Source organism: Aequitasia blattaphilus (assembly GCF_024721305.1).
In the GTDB taxonomy this organism is placed as follows: domain Bacteria; phylum Bacillota; class Clostridia; order Lachnospirales; family Lachnospiraceae; genus Aequitasia; species Aequitasia blattaphila.
In genome coordinates, this window is record NZ_JAMXOD010000004.1 from 205,457 (window position 1) to 219,290 (window position 13,834).

The 13,834-nt window shown below is 34.9% G+C and carries 19 protein-coding genes; 11 read left to right on the top strand and 8 right to left on the bottom strand.

From position 1 onward, the window contains the following. The 10 genes from mgsA to NHH15_RS04665 are packed head-to-tail and all read left to right on the top strand — an operon-like array spanning position 1 to position 7,794. Entirely contained in the window at positions 1 to 396 is a 396-nt protein-coding gene (mgsA, locus tag NHH15_RS04620) for a methylglyoxal synthase (RefSeq protein ID WP_262065479.1), read from the top strand. After that, positions 380 to 1,351, top strand: coding sequence for a D-alanyl-D-alanine carboxypeptidase family protein (locus NHH15_RS04625; RefSeq protein WP_262065480.1), 972 nt, complete (start codon positions 380 to 382; stop codon positions 1,349 to 1,351). Before mgsA ends, NHH15_RS04625 begins: the two co-directional genes overlap by 17 nt. Further along, positions 1,344 to 2,291 carry a tRNA modification radical SAM protein MnmL/YtqA gene (mnmL, locus tag NHH15_RS04630; RefSeq protein ID WP_262065481.1) on the top strand — a complete coding sequence of 316 codons (948 nt, stop codon included), beginning with the start codon at positions 1,344 to 1,346 and terminating at the stop codon, positions 2,289 to 2,291. Before NHH15_RS04625 ends, mnmL begins: the two co-directional genes overlap by 8 nt. Position 2,292: 1 nt before the next feature. Continuing rightward, entirely contained in the window at positions 2,293 to 3,666 is a 1,374-nt protein-coding gene (locus NHH15_RS04635) for a biotin/lipoyl attachment domain-containing protein (protein ID WP_262065482.1), read from the top strand. Positions 3,667 to 3,690: 24 nt separating this feature from the next. Then, positions 3,691 to 4,401: a YggS family pyridoxal phosphate-dependent enzyme gene (locus NHH15_RS04640; RefSeq protein WP_262065483.1), complete on the top strand. Its 711-nt coding sequence runs from the start codon at positions 3,691 to 3,693 to the stop codon at positions 4,399 to 4,401. Positions 4,402 to 4,426: 25 nt separating this feature from the next. After that, positions 4,427 to 4,975, top strand: coding sequence for a cell division protein SepF (locus NHH15_RS04645; RefSeq protein WP_262065484.1), 549 nt, complete (start codon positions 4,427 to 4,429; stop codon positions 4,973 to 4,975). Positions 4,976 to 4,977: 2 nt separating this feature from the next. Then, entirely contained in the window at positions 4,978 to 5,733 is a 756-nt protein-coding gene (locus NHH15_RS04650) for a YlmH family RNA-binding protein (RefSeq protein WP_262065485.1), read from the top strand. Between the two features lie 10 nt (positions 5,734 to 5,743). Beyond that, positions 5,744 to 6,244, top strand: a complete 501-nt coding sequence (lspA, locus tag NHH15_RS04655; RefSeq protein WP_262065486.1) for a signal peptidase II — start codon at positions 5,744 to 5,746, stop codon at positions 6,242 to 6,244. After that, positions 6,216 to 7,121, top strand: coding sequence for an RluA family pseudouridine synthase (locus NHH15_RS04660; RefSeq protein WP_262065487.1), 906 nt, complete (start codon positions 6,216 to 6,218; stop codon positions 7,119 to 7,121). Before lspA ends, NHH15_RS04660 begins: the two co-directional genes overlap by 29 nt. A gap of 40 nt (positions 7,122 to 7,161) precedes the next feature. Continuing rightward, complete coding sequence (locus NHH15_RS04665) at positions 7,162 to 7,794, top strand: cytidylate kinase-like family protein (protein WP_262065488.1); 633 nt, start codon at positions 7,162 to 7,164, stop codon at positions 7,792 to 7,794. Positions 7,795 to 7,834: 40 nt separating this feature from the next. Here the strand turns inward: NHH15_RS04665 and NHH15_RS04670 are convergent, their stop codons facing one another. Continuing rightward, positions 7,835 to 8,569: a tRNA lysidine(34) synthetase gene (locus NHH15_RS04670; RefSeq protein WP_262065489.1), complete on the bottom strand. Its 735-nt coding sequence runs from the start codon at positions 8,567 to 8,569 to the stop codon at positions 7,835 to 7,837. A 116-nt stretch (positions 8,570 to 8,685) separates the two neighbouring features. Between NHH15_RS04670 and NHH15_RS04675 the strand changes: the two genes are divergently transcribed. After that, complete coding sequence (locus tag NHH15_RS04675; protein ID WP_262065490.1) at positions 8,686 to 9,342, top strand: hypothetical protein; 657 nt, start codon at positions 8,686 to 8,688, stop codon at positions 9,340 to 9,342. A gap of 2 nt (positions 9,343 to 9,344) precedes the next feature. On the opposite strand, the gene NHH15_RS04680 is transcribed toward NHH15_RS04675, so the two are convergent. The 7 genes from NHH15_RS04680 to NHH15_RS04710 form a co-directional block, all read right to left on the bottom strand. After that, positions 9,345 to 10,406 carry a tyrosine-type recombinase/integrase gene (locus NHH15_RS04680; protein ID WP_262065491.1) on the bottom strand — a complete coding sequence of 354 codons (1,062 nt, stop codon included), beginning with the start codon at positions 10,404 to 10,406 and terminating at the stop codon, positions 9,345 to 9,347. Between the two features lie 29 nt (positions 10,407 to 10,435). Further along, positions 10,436 to 10,585: a hypothetical protein gene (locus NHH15_RS04685; RefSeq protein WP_262065492.1), complete on the bottom strand. Its 150-nt coding sequence runs from the start codon at positions 10,583 to 10,585 to the stop codon at positions 10,436 to 10,438. 38 nt (positions 10,586 to 10,623) lie between these two features. Next, positions 10,624 to 10,749 (bottom strand): hypothetical protein, encoded by a 126-nt coding sequence (locus NHH15_RS04690; protein WP_262065493.1) that lies wholly within the window; start codon positions 10,747 to 10,749, stop codon positions 10,624 to 10,626. A gap of 24 nt (positions 10,750 to 10,773) precedes the next feature. Beyond that, positions 10,774 to 10,995, bottom strand: a complete 222-nt coding sequence (locus tag NHH15_RS04695) for a hypothetical protein (RefSeq protein ID WP_262065494.1) — start codon at positions 10,993 to 10,995, stop codon at positions 10,774 to 10,776. Positions 10,996 to 11,060: 65 nt separating this feature from the next. After that, positions 11,061 to 12,305 (bottom strand): sensor domain-containing diguanylate cyclase, encoded by a 1,245-nt coding sequence (locus NHH15_RS04700; protein WP_262065495.1) that lies wholly within the window; start codon positions 12,303 to 12,305, stop codon positions 11,061 to 11,063. 26 nt (positions 12,306 to 12,331) lie between these two features. Beyond that, positions 12,332 to 12,868 (bottom strand): V4R domain-containing protein, encoded by a 537-nt coding sequence (locus tag NHH15_RS04705; RefSeq protein WP_262065496.1) that lies wholly within the window; start codon positions 12,866 to 12,868, stop codon positions 12,332 to 12,334. A gap of 428 nt (positions 12,869 to 13,296) precedes the next feature. Further along, the gene (locus tag NHH15_RS04710; protein ID WP_262065497.1) at positions 13,297 to 13,611 is read right to left on the bottom strand and encodes a LysM peptidoglycan-binding domain-containing protein; all 315 of its coding nucleotides are present in this window, start codon (positions 13,609 to 13,611) and stop codon (positions 13,297 to 13,299) included. Positions 13,612 to 13,834 lie beyond the last annotated feature (223 nt).

Sequence of the window (13,834 nt, forward strand, 5' to 3'; positions counted from 1 at the left end):
ATGAATATAGGTTTAATTGCACACGACTCAAAAAAATCACTGATGCAAAATTTATGCATTGCGTATCGTGGTATCTTAAGTAAACACACTTTATATGCAACAGAAACAACTGGACGCTTAATCGAAGAGGTTACAAATTTAAATATCCATAAGTATTTAGCAGGTCCTTTAGGGGGAAAACAGCAAATGGGTTCTCAGATTGCTCAAAATGAAATTGATGCTCTGATTTTTTTACGTGAACCGACCAACCCAAAACCTCATGAACCCGAAGTAAATGATGTCATTCGCCTATGTGATGTTTATAACATCCCAATGGCTACAAATTTAGCTACTGCAGAAATTGTAATTTTAGCTCTGGATAGAGGAGATTTGGACTGGCGTGAAATGTATAAATAAAAAAATGAATCTATTGGTGCTTTTGTGCACTCTTATCTTTTTGTTGACAGGGTGTATAAGAACTCCAGAAGAGGTAGTTGTAGACTATGAATTATCTACCTATGATAAAAGCTTGTTTTTAGCAGAACTTAACTTTCAGGATTTGTGCGTAACGTTAGGTGATGTAAATGAAACAGGCTTTCCCAATGTTAATACCATTTATGGTGGCGGACTTTTTGATGTAACAAATCAAAAAGTTTTGTTTGGTCAGTCTATTTTTCAGCAAATGTATCCGGCAAGTCTGACAAAAGTCATGACAGCATTAGTTGCCAGCCAATACGGAAATCTTGATGATTTCGTGACGGTATCACCGAACGCTGTAAATGTATCACCTGACTCCTCTCTATGCTATTTAGCCTCAGGAGATGTTTTAACGTTACGGGACTTAATTAATGGATTGATGCTGCAATCTGGAAATGATGCGGCTGTAGCCATAGCAGAACATATTGCGGGAAGCGAAACAGCTTTCGTAGAATTAATGAATAAAAAAGCCCAGGAACTTATGGCCACTGGAACCCATTATATAAATTCCCATGGGCTTCATGATGAAAATCATTATACAACTCCTTATGATATGTATTTGATTTTCAATGCTTATCTTAAAAATGCTGAATTAGCAGAAATTGCTGGAAAAAGTACTTATTCACTTTCCATAACACAGGCCGATCAAAGCCAGCGGGAAGTAACATGGACTACCACAAGCCTATACAAAAAGGGAGAAATACCTTTTCCCTCTAATTATCAAATATTAGGCAACAAAACCGGAACAACATTAGAAGCTGGAAATTGTCTTTTAACTTTTGCCCAAAATAGTATCAATAACGGACAGTATATTGTTATAACCTTAGGTGCTGAAGCCAAAAATATCGGTTATGAAACTACAACGGGACTTTTAGAAAGTGTTGATTATGAATAATGCAAGAATATTCTATCCATACTCTGAATACTTAAAAGAAAAATATCTGGAGAAAGTTTACAAGCTTCCTGTAAACCTGCCTGTTAGTTGTCCCAACAAAGAAAATGGAAATGGCGGTTGCATATTCTGTTCTGATTTAGGCACTGGTTTTGAAGCAATGGAAGCCAATATTTCCATTCAAGAGCAGTTGGAAAGAACAAAAGCACATATTCACAAAAAATACAAAGCCAATAAGTATATTGCATATTTTCAAAATTATACGAATACTTATATGCCCCTTATGGATTTTCAGAAATCTGTAGATGAAGCCTTACAAGTAAGTGATATTGTAGAAATATCTATTTCTACACGGCCGGATTGTATTTCTTTAGAATATCTTGATATCCTGGCAGAATTATCTGAGAAGTACAGTAAAAACGTAACCATTGAATTGGGACTACAGACTGTAAATTACCATACCTTAGATAAAATTAACCGTGGTCATTCACTGGCTGAATTTATAGATGCTGTGTTACAAATCAAGAAATATAGCTTCGCTATTTGTACTCATATTATCCTGAATTTACCTTGGGATAATATACGAGACAGTGTGGAAACAGCCAAAATTCTCTCTGCTCTTGGAGTGGATATTGTAAAAGTTCATTCCCTGTATCTTGCTCGGGAAACCAAGCTTGCAGCAATGTTCGAAGCTAAGGAATTCACTTTGTGTTCAAAAGAAGACTATTTCAAAGGGTTGGAGGTTTTTTTAAATCATTTGAATCCAAATATAGCCATAGAACGTCTTTTTAGCCGTATTCCAAAAGAAGAATCCTGTTTTTCTAACTGGGGTACCAGCTGGTGGAAATTAAAGGACGAATTTTTACTGTATATGACGAACCAAGGTTCTTTTCAAGGAAAAGACTTTAACTATTTAGGGGGAGACAAAGTAAGGAATTTATAACATGGAAAATAATATCAAACATATAAATGCATATAAAAGAAAAACTGGATTTAATGTAGGCATTGTGATTTTTGGAATCACATTTATCTATATTTTCTTTAATATCCTTATTTTCTTAACCAATAAGCACGTAACAATCTACGAAGTGAGAGAGGGTAGTGTTTATCGCGATACTTCCTATACTGGCTTTATACATCGTAGTGAGGTCATTGTGAATACTGATCGAGAAGGTTATGTTAATTATTTTGCCTCGGAGGGAAGCAAGGTAGGTGTGCGCACAAGAGTGTATGCCTCTTCAAACGAAAAATTAGACTTTACAAACACTTCTGATGAGGAGGGCAGTCTCTCTGAGGATGAAAAAACTCAGCTTTACGGAAAAGTCGGGTCTTTTGCATCCTCTTACAACTCGGTACATTTTGATGATGTATATCTTTTAAAGGATACAATTGCTTCTGCAATTGACAATAAGTCCAATCAAAGCCGGGGGCTTCTCTTAGATCAAATGCTCCAAAACGGGGCTGAAGGCTTAGATGTTTATAATAGTGCTGTAGATGGAGTTATAAGCTATAGTATTGATGGTTATGAGAATATAGATTTAAATAGTCTCACCGAAGATATTATGGAAAAGAAAAACTATAAGAAAAACGTCTTCAAGAACAACGAAAAGCTAAGTGCTAACCAACCGGTTTATAAAATACTGAACAGTGACTATTGGGAGATTTATATTCCTTTAAGTGAGGAAGAGGCAAAAGAGTATAGTGAGAAGAAGACCATGAAAATAACCTTCGTAAAAGACGGAACCTCAGCAACTGCCAGCTTTTCAACTGCAACGGTTGAAGATGCATACTACGGCATATTAAGTTTCGACAAAGGAATGACTCGTTATTTTAATGAGCGTTACTTAGATATTGAGCTGGTTTTAGAAGATGTGACAGGTCTCAAAATACCCAAGACGTCTGTAGTAGAAAAGGAGTTCTACGTTGTACCAAAAGATTTTATTACGCAAGGTGGTAATTCAAAAAGTGATGGCGTATTAGTGGACACTCAGAATGGTAATCCGGAATTTGTTTCCGTAAAAATTTATGGTGAAAATCAGGAAGATGGCACAGTTTATCTTGATATGAACAGCTTCTCGAAAACCCATTCCACCTTAATTAAAACCGATTCCGATGAAACCTATAAGCTTCGAAAAACAACGACTATGAAGGGTGTCTATAATATTAACAAAGGGTATTCGGTTTTTAATAAAATTGATATTTTAACAGAAAGTGACGATTACTATATTGTAAAAAGTGGCAGCAATTACGGACTTAGTAATTATGATCATATTGCCCTTGACGGAAAAACCACAAAAGAAAACGATGTTGTATTCTAAATTTGGGAAAGGAATGAATGATAAATGATTAAAACACTCTATCAAATGGTTCAGAGGAATATCTCTGCCGCTTGTAAAAATTCCGGACGCAGCACAGAGGATGTCACTTTAATTGCTGTTAGTAAGACGAAACCCATCCCGAAACTGGAAGAAGCTTATCAGCTTGGAATCCGAGATTTTGGTGAGAACAAGGTACAAGAGCTTGTTGAAAAATACGAAGCCTTGCCCAAAGACATTCGCTGGCATATGATTGGACATCTTCAACGTAATAAAGTAAAATATATTATTGATAAGGTTTCCCTTATTCATTCCGTTGACTCCATTAAGCTTGCCCGTGAAATAGAGAAAGAAGGGAAAAAGCACAATTTAAGAATGCCGGTTTTAATTGAGGTAAATGTTGCAAGAGAAGAGAGTAAATTTGGACTATATCCTGAAGAATTAGATGATTTCTTTGATGAAGTCAGACAGTTTCAGCATATCGAGATAAAAGGATTGATGACAATTGCACCATATGTTCATAATCCCGAGGAAAATAGAGGGGTATTCCAGGAGCTGCGCAAAATATCTGTTGACATCAGTATGAAAAACCTTGATAATACAGATATGAGTATACTTTCCATGGGTATGACCGGAGATTACATGGTTGCCATAGAAGAAGGGGCATCAATGGTCAGAGTTGGAACAGGACTCTTTGGAGAACGGGAATATACTTTACACGAAGAAATAGAAGAATAAAAGAGACGATAGGAGATTAATAATTATGGGAGTACTGGATAAATTCTTAGACTTCATTAAGATGACAGATGATGATGACTACGAAGATGATTTTTATGACGAGGATGATTTTGAGGATGAAGACTTCGGAGACAAACCTAAAAAATCATTATTCGGAAATAAAAAAAGCACAAAAAGTAAAACTAGATTCGAGGATGAAGAGGACGAATTCGTTGACAACAACAGTTCTTTAAATTCAAACGTTACTCCAATGCGTCCCGCAAATAGCTCTCGACGTGGCAGAAATATGGAGGTTGTTGTGATTAAACCAAATTCTGTTGATGATTCCAGAGAAATTGCTGAGACATTAATAACTGGACGAACAGTAATCCTTAATCTTGAGGGTCTTGATTTGGAAATTGCACAAAGAACCATTGATTTTACATCTGGAGCTGCTTTTGCAATTGGTGGTAATCTGCAGAAAATTTCGAATTATATTTTCTTGGTAACTCCAAATAATGTGGAAATATCAGGAGATTTGCAGGATTTATTAAATACCTCTTTTGATAATTCCTCTATGAGAACCAGATTTTAAAGATGAATAAAGAAGAGCAAATGATACAGAACCGTTTGATTGAATTGTCAAACGTATCCTATCATAAAAATATTGTGATGTTTTCAGATTTTCTGAATCTAAATGAATTACATATTTTAAACAGTATCAATAAGTCTCTGTTGCCTACGCAATATAAGACTTTTGGAGGCTATAAATTAGCAGAGCGTCAGATGGTTGCATTTCTACCTGATGCTCTTTGTTATGAGTATAATTATCCAATTAAAATCCTACGTATTTCTCCCGTAAATAAGCGCTTTGCTGAAAACCTTTCTCACAGAGATTATCTTGGTTCTCTTATGAATTTGGGAATTGAGAGAAGTAATCTTGGGGATATTATAATGGCAGAAGAAGGGACATTTTTGTTTGTCTCTGAAAAGCTCAGTTCTTATATCACAGATGAATTAACGCGAGTACGCCATACAACAGTAATAGTACGTGAGGAAACTAAGACAGACTTTACTTATGAACCTTCTTTTGAATTAATCAAAGGAAGTGTTGCTTCTATTCGTTTAGACACTGTTCTTACCCTGGCTTTTCCTTTGTCCAGAAGTAAAATCACCTTGTTTATTCAAGAGGGACGAACCTTTGTAAATGGAAAGCTTGTTACCAACAATGGTCATCCTTTAAAAGAAGGAGATTTAATTACCCTAAGAAAAATGGGCAGAGTCCAGTACTTGGGCATTCTGTCGGAAACAAAGAAAAAAAGACAAATGATACAAATACGAAAATATTTATAAAGGAGCGATTATGAGAAAAAAATATTATATAGGCATTATCCTTTCACTCATTCCTTTGATTCTTCTTGATCAAGTAACGAAGCTCCTGGCTGATATCCACTTAAAGAATCAAAACGCAATTCCAATCATTAAAGATGTATTGGTTTTGGATTATGTTGAAAATAGGGGCGCTGCCTTTGGAACCTTTCAAGGTGGCTTTGTCTTCTTTGTATTTACATTTATTGTTTTAGCTGTGTTTATGTGTTTCTTTGCAATGAGAGTACCTTTAACTCAGAGAATGAAGCCTTTACGTATTTTACTTGTTTTTGTCTTAGCTGGAGCAATCGGTAACTTCATTGACCGTATCCGTCTTCGTTACGTAATTGATTTTATCTATTTTAAGTTGATTGATTTTCCAGTATTTAACGTGGCAGATATCTATGTAACAGTATCTATGATTTTACTTATTATTTTATGTTTGTTTTATTACAAGGAGGAAGATTTTGAGCAATTACTTCACCGTAAAGGATAATGAGGAAGGAAGAATCGATAAATTTTTATCTGAGATGCTTCCCGATTCCTCCCGATCTTTTCTTCAGAGACTAATAAAAGAGGGCTGTGTCCTTGTAAATGGCCACAGTATTAAGCCAAATTACCGCTTGGATTCTGGTGACACAGTAGAAGTGGAGTTTCCTGCAGCAAAAGAGGTTGAGATTTTGCCTGAAAATATTCCACTATCCATTCTCTATGAAGATAAAGATGTTATTGTGATTGATAAGCCCAAAAGTATGGTTGTCCATCCAGCACCTGGCCACAGCAGCGGAACTCTAGTGAACGCTCTTTTATACCACTGTAAAGACGAGCTTTCTGGTATAAATGGAGACATTCGTCCTGGAATTGTTCATCGTATTGACATGGATACAACAGGAGCACTCATTGTTTGTAAAAATGATTTCGCTCATAATTCTCTTTCCCAACAGTTAAAAGAGCATACGATACGGCGGGAATATGAAGCTATTGTATTTGGAAATATAAAGGAAGATGAAGGCACGATTGATTGTCCCATTGGCCGGGATACCAATGACCGAAAGAAGATGAGTACTCATGCCCGAGTAAGCAGGACCGCAATTACTCATTATAAGGTATTAAAAAGATTTGGGAATTATACTTATATTCGATGTATCTTAGAAACAGGACGAACCCATCAGATACGAGTTCATCTAAAAAGCATAGGACATCCACTTCTTGGAGACACCTTATATGGACCAAAAAAGAATCCTTTTCCCAAATTAATCGGTCAAACTCTCCATGCAAAAATATTGGGATTTGTTCATCCCCGTACGAAGGAATACATTGAAGTGATCAGTCCACTTCCTGAATATTTTATAAAATTGCTGGAAACTCTTTGATATTTCAGCTATAATAGTAACAAAGAAAAGGGGTGGTAGTATGAAAACAATTATTACAATAGGAAGACAGTTTGGCAGTGCAGGAAGAGAAATCGGCTACAAGGTGGCTGAGGATTTAGGGATTAAGCTCTATGATAAAGAGATGCTTGATCGCGCTGCAAAAGAAAGCGGAATTGCGGAAGAGCTATTCGAAACTCATGACGAAAAACCTACCAGCAGCTTTTTATATTCCTTAGTGATGGATACTTATTCTTTAGGGTATTCAACTGCATATTCTGATATGCCTATTAATTATAAAATTTTCCTTGCACAGTTTGATGCAATTAAGAAAATGGCTGCAGAAGAGCCTTGTATTTTAGTTGGCCGATGTGCAGATTATGCTTTAGCCGATAATGAAAACCTTCTCAGTGTTTATATCCATGCTTCAATTGAAGCCAGAACAAAGCGTATTGCTCGTATTTATAACCTGACCGAAGGTAAAGCAAAAGAAATGATTCATAAAACTGATAAAAAGCGAGCAAGCTATTACAACTATTATACCAATAAAAAATGGGGTGCTGCAGAAAGCTATCATGCATGTTTAAACAGCTCAGCACTTGGTATAAATGGTACCGTTGATGCAATCAAATACTTAATTGATGCAAAAGAAAATTGTAAGGATAAATCATTATAAAAAACAGCACATACCTTTATAGGTGTGTGCTGTTTCTTTGTCATCGTGTCCGAATAACACGTTGTGGCCAGCCTTTAATATCTCCATTTAAAATAGCTGTAAACATTCTTTGTTTTGCTCCTGGATTTTCTTTATTTAACTCTTTTACCAGGTTTTTCGCGTATTCACGTTTTGTATACCCATCAACAGGACAGCGGCTTTTTACAACTGGTAAATCATATTTATTTTTAAAACCAATTACGTCAGACTCTTCTACAAACATAATTGGACGAATTACAGTTAAATCCATTCGATCTAAATAGGTCATGGGTGAGAATGAATAAAATCTACCCTCATATAGAAGGGATAGTAACATGGTCTCTATAATATCATCTTTATGATGAGCGTAAGCTATTTTATTACACCCCATTTCTTTAATTGCTTGGTTCAAAGCACCTTTCCGCATTTTTGCACAAAGAGAGCAAGGATTCTTTTCCTTTCGATCCTCAAAAAGAATTTTGGCAATATCTGATTTTACGATTCTATATGGAATATTCATTTCCTCACACAATTTACTGACTTCTGTAAAGTCAGTATCCTTATATCCTAAATCAACTGTGATGGCACTGAGCTCAAACTTCTTTGGATAAAAGCGTTTTAATCCATGGAGCGCATACAGCAATGTAAGGGAATCTTTGCCTCCTGAGATGCCTACTGCAATGTGATCACCCTCCTGTATCATCTGATATTCATCAACTGCTTTTCTGGTATGACTTAATAATTCTTGTAACTTCATAAAAACCTCCTTAAAACAAATCCTTTATCAGTATAACATTTTCTCAGCAGATTGCTAGACATAGAGAAGATAAAACGGTATTATATTAGTGTAAATAAAAAAATGGGGGGATTTTAATGAGTGAATTAACAAACAAAAAAGATCAGGAAACTCTGGAAAAAATGCTAAAGTATATTGATCGTTTTTCTTTTTCCGAGGAAGATTTCTCATCTTTAAGGGCAAAATTAACACAAGATGCACTAATGGCACAAGAACAAGGAGTATCTCTTAAACAGTATTTAGGAAAAAGTGAGACCGAATATTGTGATCAGCTTGTAGAAGAGAAGAGAGGGTATAAAATACCGAAAGAAGAGAAAATTCTTTATATGATTAGTAATTTATTTTTAATTGTGGGGGCTATTGCAATGCTTTCTACCATTATCAATATCGTTTCTTTGTTTGCAATTTTGGGTGTGGATGCTATAGCAGTTTATCATACAACATTTGTAATTTTAATCTTAAAGAATGCCGTTTATATTCTGGCGGGGTATATGGGCAAAAAATATTCTGGTAATTACAAACGATTGCCTCATTGTATTTTGATGGGCGTGATTCTACTTATTTTGAACATTCTATTGCTTATTATACACTTTAGTAGTGCTTACATACTGAATTCTTCAGGAAGCCAGTATGCACTGAATACCGGTGTAAATATTTTCTGGCTTCTATTTGGAGTTGTATATTTAGTTATCGCCACACTATTATATAAAAAAGAAAAGAGCAGGAAGAATTAACCCTACTCTCTAAGTTTTACAGCAGATGCAGCCCGGCGGCGCCTTTCGTCGTCAAGGGCTGCATAATGCTTTCTCGTGGTATTTATGTCTTTATGACCTAAAACATCAGCAACCAGGTAAATATCTCCTGTTTCCTTGTATAACGCAGTTCCATAGGTGCTTCTTAGCTTATGGGGCGTTATTTTTTTATTTGGTGTTGCTTGTCTGGCATATTTCTTCACCATATTTTCAATAGCCTGGACACCCATTCTACTTTTTCTGGTTGATAAAAACAGAGCATCGTCATGGCCAGGAAGAGGAGTAGTATGCTTTCTCTGCCCATTTATATAGTTCAAAAGAGCCTTTTCAACCTCCTCACCAAAGTAGACAACCATCTGGTTTCCACCTTTTCTTGTTACGGTAATTCCATTATTTTTAAAATCAACATCTTTAATATTTAATCCAACACATTCTGAGACACGAATACCTGTTCCCAATAACAGAATTAGAATAGCCAAATCACGTTCTTTTGTTTTTTCATAATAATTAAGCGCTTGTCCCGACAATTTGGATCCAGCACTTTCTACAAAGTCCAAAAGCTCAACCACCTCATCTGCATCCAAACGAATAATGGCTTTTTCATGTAGTTTTGGCATATCTACCAGAACAGTTGGATTTGTTTTTATCATTTCACGTTTGAAATAATAAGCGTAAAAAGAACGTAAAGAGGACATTTTCCTTGCCAGACCACGTTCCTTATTCGTCTGTAAATCTTGTTTATCGTCGGTATAAACTTTAAGATATTCCATATATTCTTCAATATCGACAGCCTCAATACGATCTAAATCTGTATATTTAAATTGATTCAATTCATAGTTTCGATAGACTGGATTAACCTCTGTTAAGAAACGAAAGAACACCCGGATATCATATGCATAATTAATTCTTGTATTAGATGATGTGGTTGGCTCAATTGCCCGAAAGTAATCCTTTGCAAATGGTGGCAAACTAGAAAGAACCTCTCGAAGCCGTAATGTGTTTTTAATATCAATTTCTTCATGATATGTTTTGTTTTTATCTGCCATATATAAAACCTCCTAATCACATGGTAATTCTATTTTATCACCTTTTTATACGTATGTCTATTGGTAAAATCTGTATTTGTAGTATAGATTGTATTCTGCAGATATGTCTTTCCCAATACAATACCCTTTAAAACCGTCATTTTAAGACGGTTGATTTTGTGACATTTTACGAAGTTCATTCTCTATTCTTCTGATTTTATATCTATCCAAGATGCTTTTACTTTGCTTTCCATATAATGCAAATAATTCGTTTCTTAAGCGGTCTTTTTTTTTGCCAATACTTTTTACTTGCTTGTTTCTTTTCGTATGATTCACCCATATAATCACGTTGTAATATTCCCATCAAATTGCCCCCTTTGTATTATTCCTAAAGTTGTGGTATTTTACCATATCTAATAGCTTGTAATATCACAATCATAAAATATAATACAACCGTAATAATGATTATTTTATATAAAGTACTTGTCTTCACAAACTTTTTATATAAGTTCAAAACATATTTTTTCAAACCAAAAGGAACGCCCTTTTCTTTTTTGCGTTTTTTTACTATTTTATCAAGTTCTTTATCCAACTTTGATTTCTTTTTCATTTATAAAGCCCCCTTTGGCCATTAATATCTATTTAAAAACCGCCCTATATTAAGCGGTTTTTCTTCTATTTCATATTTTTATTTGCACGCTTGTAAAGATACATTCGTTCGTCTGCAAGTCTTAAAAGTTCTGATGCATCACGTTTTTCATTTTTTTTAATTTTAACAATACCAAAACTTAAACTGAATGGATATTTAGATGATTTATTTCGTGTTTTACTCCCAAGCTTCTTTCGCAAATTGATTAGCTGCGTTTCAATCAGTGTTGGATCCTTTTCATCAATTAAAAGCATAAATTCATCTCCACCCAGACGGCAAACTAATACCTCCGAATATTTGCTGGCCAAACCACTTAATAATTTAGCTGCAGTAATGATGTAATAATCTCCTTCATTATGACCAAAAGTATCATTAATATATTTCAAATTATCCAAATCAATAAAGCAGAGGCAAAATTCTCTTCTTTCTGCGAGCCACTGCTGATATATCATCATACCGCGATGTCGATTATCCAATCGTGTAAGCTCATCAAAATAGGCATAATTTTCCAACTGCTCTTTCTCTGCAAGCTCTTTACTTACATCAGAGAAAACAAAAGTAGTTGCTTTCTCCTCATCCCATTGGATATTGTATGTATTGATCTCTAAATATCGTTTTCCAGTCCTGCTATTTACTATGCTTAACTGCTTATTGTGATAATTTGGATTCTCCTGTGCAAGATAATCAAGAATCAATTTTTCAACCTCTAATTCAACGATTTTATCGCTGTCCATAGCCAAAAGGGCTGACTGATTATAATGCATATACTCTTTTGTTTTATTATTGACCACAATAATCCAATCTGGCAACCCAGCACCCATGGCTTCTAATAATTTATTATTTTGTTCCAACGCTGCAGTTTTTCTTTGGCTTTCTTCGATTTTAGCAACTAATTCTTTCTGCCGGTGATCTAACTGCTGAATCATTGTGTTAAATGCTTCTGCAAACTCACCCATAAAATTTATTTTTTGACCATAATCCCCTTTGGCCACTTGTTGAGACTGCCACGTAATATGACGCAAGGATGCCTGAAGGGCTTTAAGAGGTGCCGCCAACTCATTCTCACGAGAAGGAGGTTCCAGACTCAAATTCCCTTTTGCCAAAGCGTTTGCAAAATCCCGTTGCTCATTTATACACTCTCCGAAATACAACAGTCCTTGCCCTAAATGTTGGAAATCCTCTCCCAATTCTGCTAAATCCAAATGGGCTTCTTTAGGGTTATACATTAAGTTCTTCAAATATTCAAAAAGAATATCTGTATCATTTACCATTTTATTACCTCTTCTCAACCAAATATTTATTCTTGAATTGCACCGGTAAAACGGCAAACCCGATCTCCATTAGCCCAACAATCAACTTCTTTAACTTCATATTTCTTATTTGTATATGCATAAAGAATCCCCGAAATAAATCCTTCATCATAAGTACATACATTTTCATTCGATACAGGTATTCCACTACAATCTAAGTCCTCACCAACTGTTAAAATCAAATCCCCTGTTTCTTTGTCATATGCTTCCATTCTTAATATTCCAATCTTTAAATCCTCAAGCGCTTTCTGAAGGTCGGCTACAAAGGCATCAAAATCAACATTTAAATCCAATGTATTCTTTGCAAATTCAACCCCTGCTAAATGACCTGCCTTGCGAAAATAAATATTGGCCTGCTCCTCTCCTAAATCCTTCGACAAAGCATCGAGCATCGTATATTGCATAAGGCGATAGACCAGCACTGGCATATCCTCCCCTAACTCACCTCTGCCTTCTTTGATATCACCTAAATTCTCCCAACAAAATTTACTGTGTTTTGTACCACTCTTAAAAATATTTTCCATATTTTACTTCCCCCGTTTAATTTTAATCAATCATATATATTATAGTGCAATAAAAGCGTTTTAACAAATAAAAACTCACGATACGAAAATTATCGGGAGTTTTTATTTGTTTATCTATCATATTACATAAACTTTTCGTTCAATCTCTATTTATTGAAAAAAATTACATATAATTAGTATTACCATTAAAACTATTAAAGTTATCGCAATCTTATAAAGTCCTTTTTTATCTTCTCCACTCATCATTTTCCTCCGATTTCTTCACTGATTACTTTTCTGCTATTGTTTACCATTATGTGGTTATATAGTGAAGAATCCTTATAAAAAATTATGAAGATATACTTAAGAATTTGAATTGGGACAATGTGATAAGCATTGTCCCAGGGTGAGTTGTATATATGATCAGTGCGAACACTGTATCATAGCATTTATTCTCCGTAATAAGATACGGTCAAGTAATTTTCATAATGTATTGTATCAGAATCAAGTTGATTTAATTGCTTAATCTCATTTATATAATCTCTAATATCAGCATCACCTTTATGCTTTTGAGCTAAATCCCACAAGGTATCGCCCGCCTCAATTTCTACACTCTTATAATATTTTTTCAAGGCATTTTCAGAGCCTTTTGCAGTAATTTGACTGCCATAAACTATGTTTAAAGTACCAACTAAGGCAAGAGATATAACCACCGCCGTAAATTTCTTAATATACATTTCTCTTTTTCTCTTTTTACTTTTCATTGTAAATTCCCCCGACATCAATATATCAAACATTTGTTCTGGTATTAGAATATCAAAAGAACAAATGTTTGTCAATGCTTTTTTCGAACTTTTGTTTGCCTATCTCATTTTTTTGTGATAGAATAAAGAAAAAGTTTGAGAGGTGGATTTGATGAGTAAAGGGAAAATCGGGTCTTTGACACCTTATTTGCATTCCACCCTCGTAAAAGCCTTAAGTGGCTTT

Excerpts from the sequence above, each read along its gene's own strand:
- NHH15_RS04680 (WP_262065491.1), bottom strand. The coding sequence starts at position 10,406 with ATGGCAGATAAAAACAAAACATATCATGAAGAAATTGATATTAAAAAC.
- NHH15_RS04675 (WP_262065490.1), top strand. The coding sequence starts at position 8,686 with ATGAGTGAATTAACAAACAAAAAAGATCAGGAAACTCTGGAAAAAATG.
- NHH15_RS04640 (WP_262065483.1), top strand. The coding sequence starts at position 3,691 with ATGATTAAAACACTCTATCAAATGGTTCAGAGGAATATCTCTGCCGCT.
- NHH15_RS04635 (WP_262065482.1), top strand. The coding sequence starts at position 2,293 with ATGGAAAATAATATCAAACATATAAATGCATATAAAAGAAAAACTGGA.
- NHH15_RS04685 (WP_262065492.1), bottom strand. The coding sequence starts at position 10,585 with ATGAACTTCGTAAAATGTCACAAAATCAACCGTCTTAAAATGACGGTT.
- NHH15_RS04670 (WP_262065489.1), bottom strand. The coding sequence starts at position 8,569 with ATGAAGTTACAAGAATTATTAAGTCATACCAGAAAAGCAGTTGATGAA.
- NHH15_RS04710 (WP_262065497.1), bottom strand. The coding sequence starts at position 13,611 with ATGAAAAGTAAAAAGAGAAAAAGAGAAATGTATATTAAGAAATTTACG.
- mnmL (WP_262065481.1), top strand. The coding sequence starts at position 1,344 with ATGAATAATGCAAGAATATTCTATCCATACTCTGAATACTTAAAAGAA.
- NHH15_RS04665 (WP_262065488.1), top strand. The coding sequence starts at position 7,162 with ATGAAAACAATTATTACAATAGGAAGACAGTTTGGCAGTGCAGGAAGA.
- NHH15_RS04690 (WP_262065493.1), bottom strand. The coding sequence starts at position 10,749 with ATGGGAATATTACAACGTGATTATATGGGTGAATCATACGAAAAGAAA.
- mgsA (WP_262065479.1), top strand. The coding sequence starts at position 1 with ATGAATATAGGTTTAATTGCACACGACTCAAAAAAATCACTGATGCAA.
- NHH15_RS04700 (WP_262065495.1), bottom strand. The coding sequence starts at position 12,305 with ATGGTAAATGATACAGATATTCTTTTTGAATATTTGAAGAACTTAATG.
- NHH15_RS04705 (WP_262065496.1), bottom strand. The coding sequence starts at position 12,868 with ATGGAAAATATTTTTAAGAGTGGTACAAAACACAGTAAATTTTGTTGG.
- lspA (WP_262065486.1), top strand. The coding sequence starts at position 5,744 with ATGAGAAAAAAATATTATATAGGCATTATCCTTTCACTCATTCCTTTG.
- NHH15_RS04650 (WP_262065485.1), top strand. The coding sequence starts at position 4,978 with ATGAATAAAGAAGAGCAAATGATACAGAACCGTTTGATTGAATTGTCA.
- NHH15_RS04695 (WP_262065494.1), bottom strand. The coding sequence starts at position 10,995 with ATGAAAAAGAAATCAAAGTTGGATAAAGAACTTGATAAAATAGTAAAA.
- NHH15_RS04645 (WP_262065484.1), top strand. The coding sequence starts at position 4,427 with ATGGGAGTACTGGATAAATTCTTAGACTTCATTAAGATGACAGATGAT.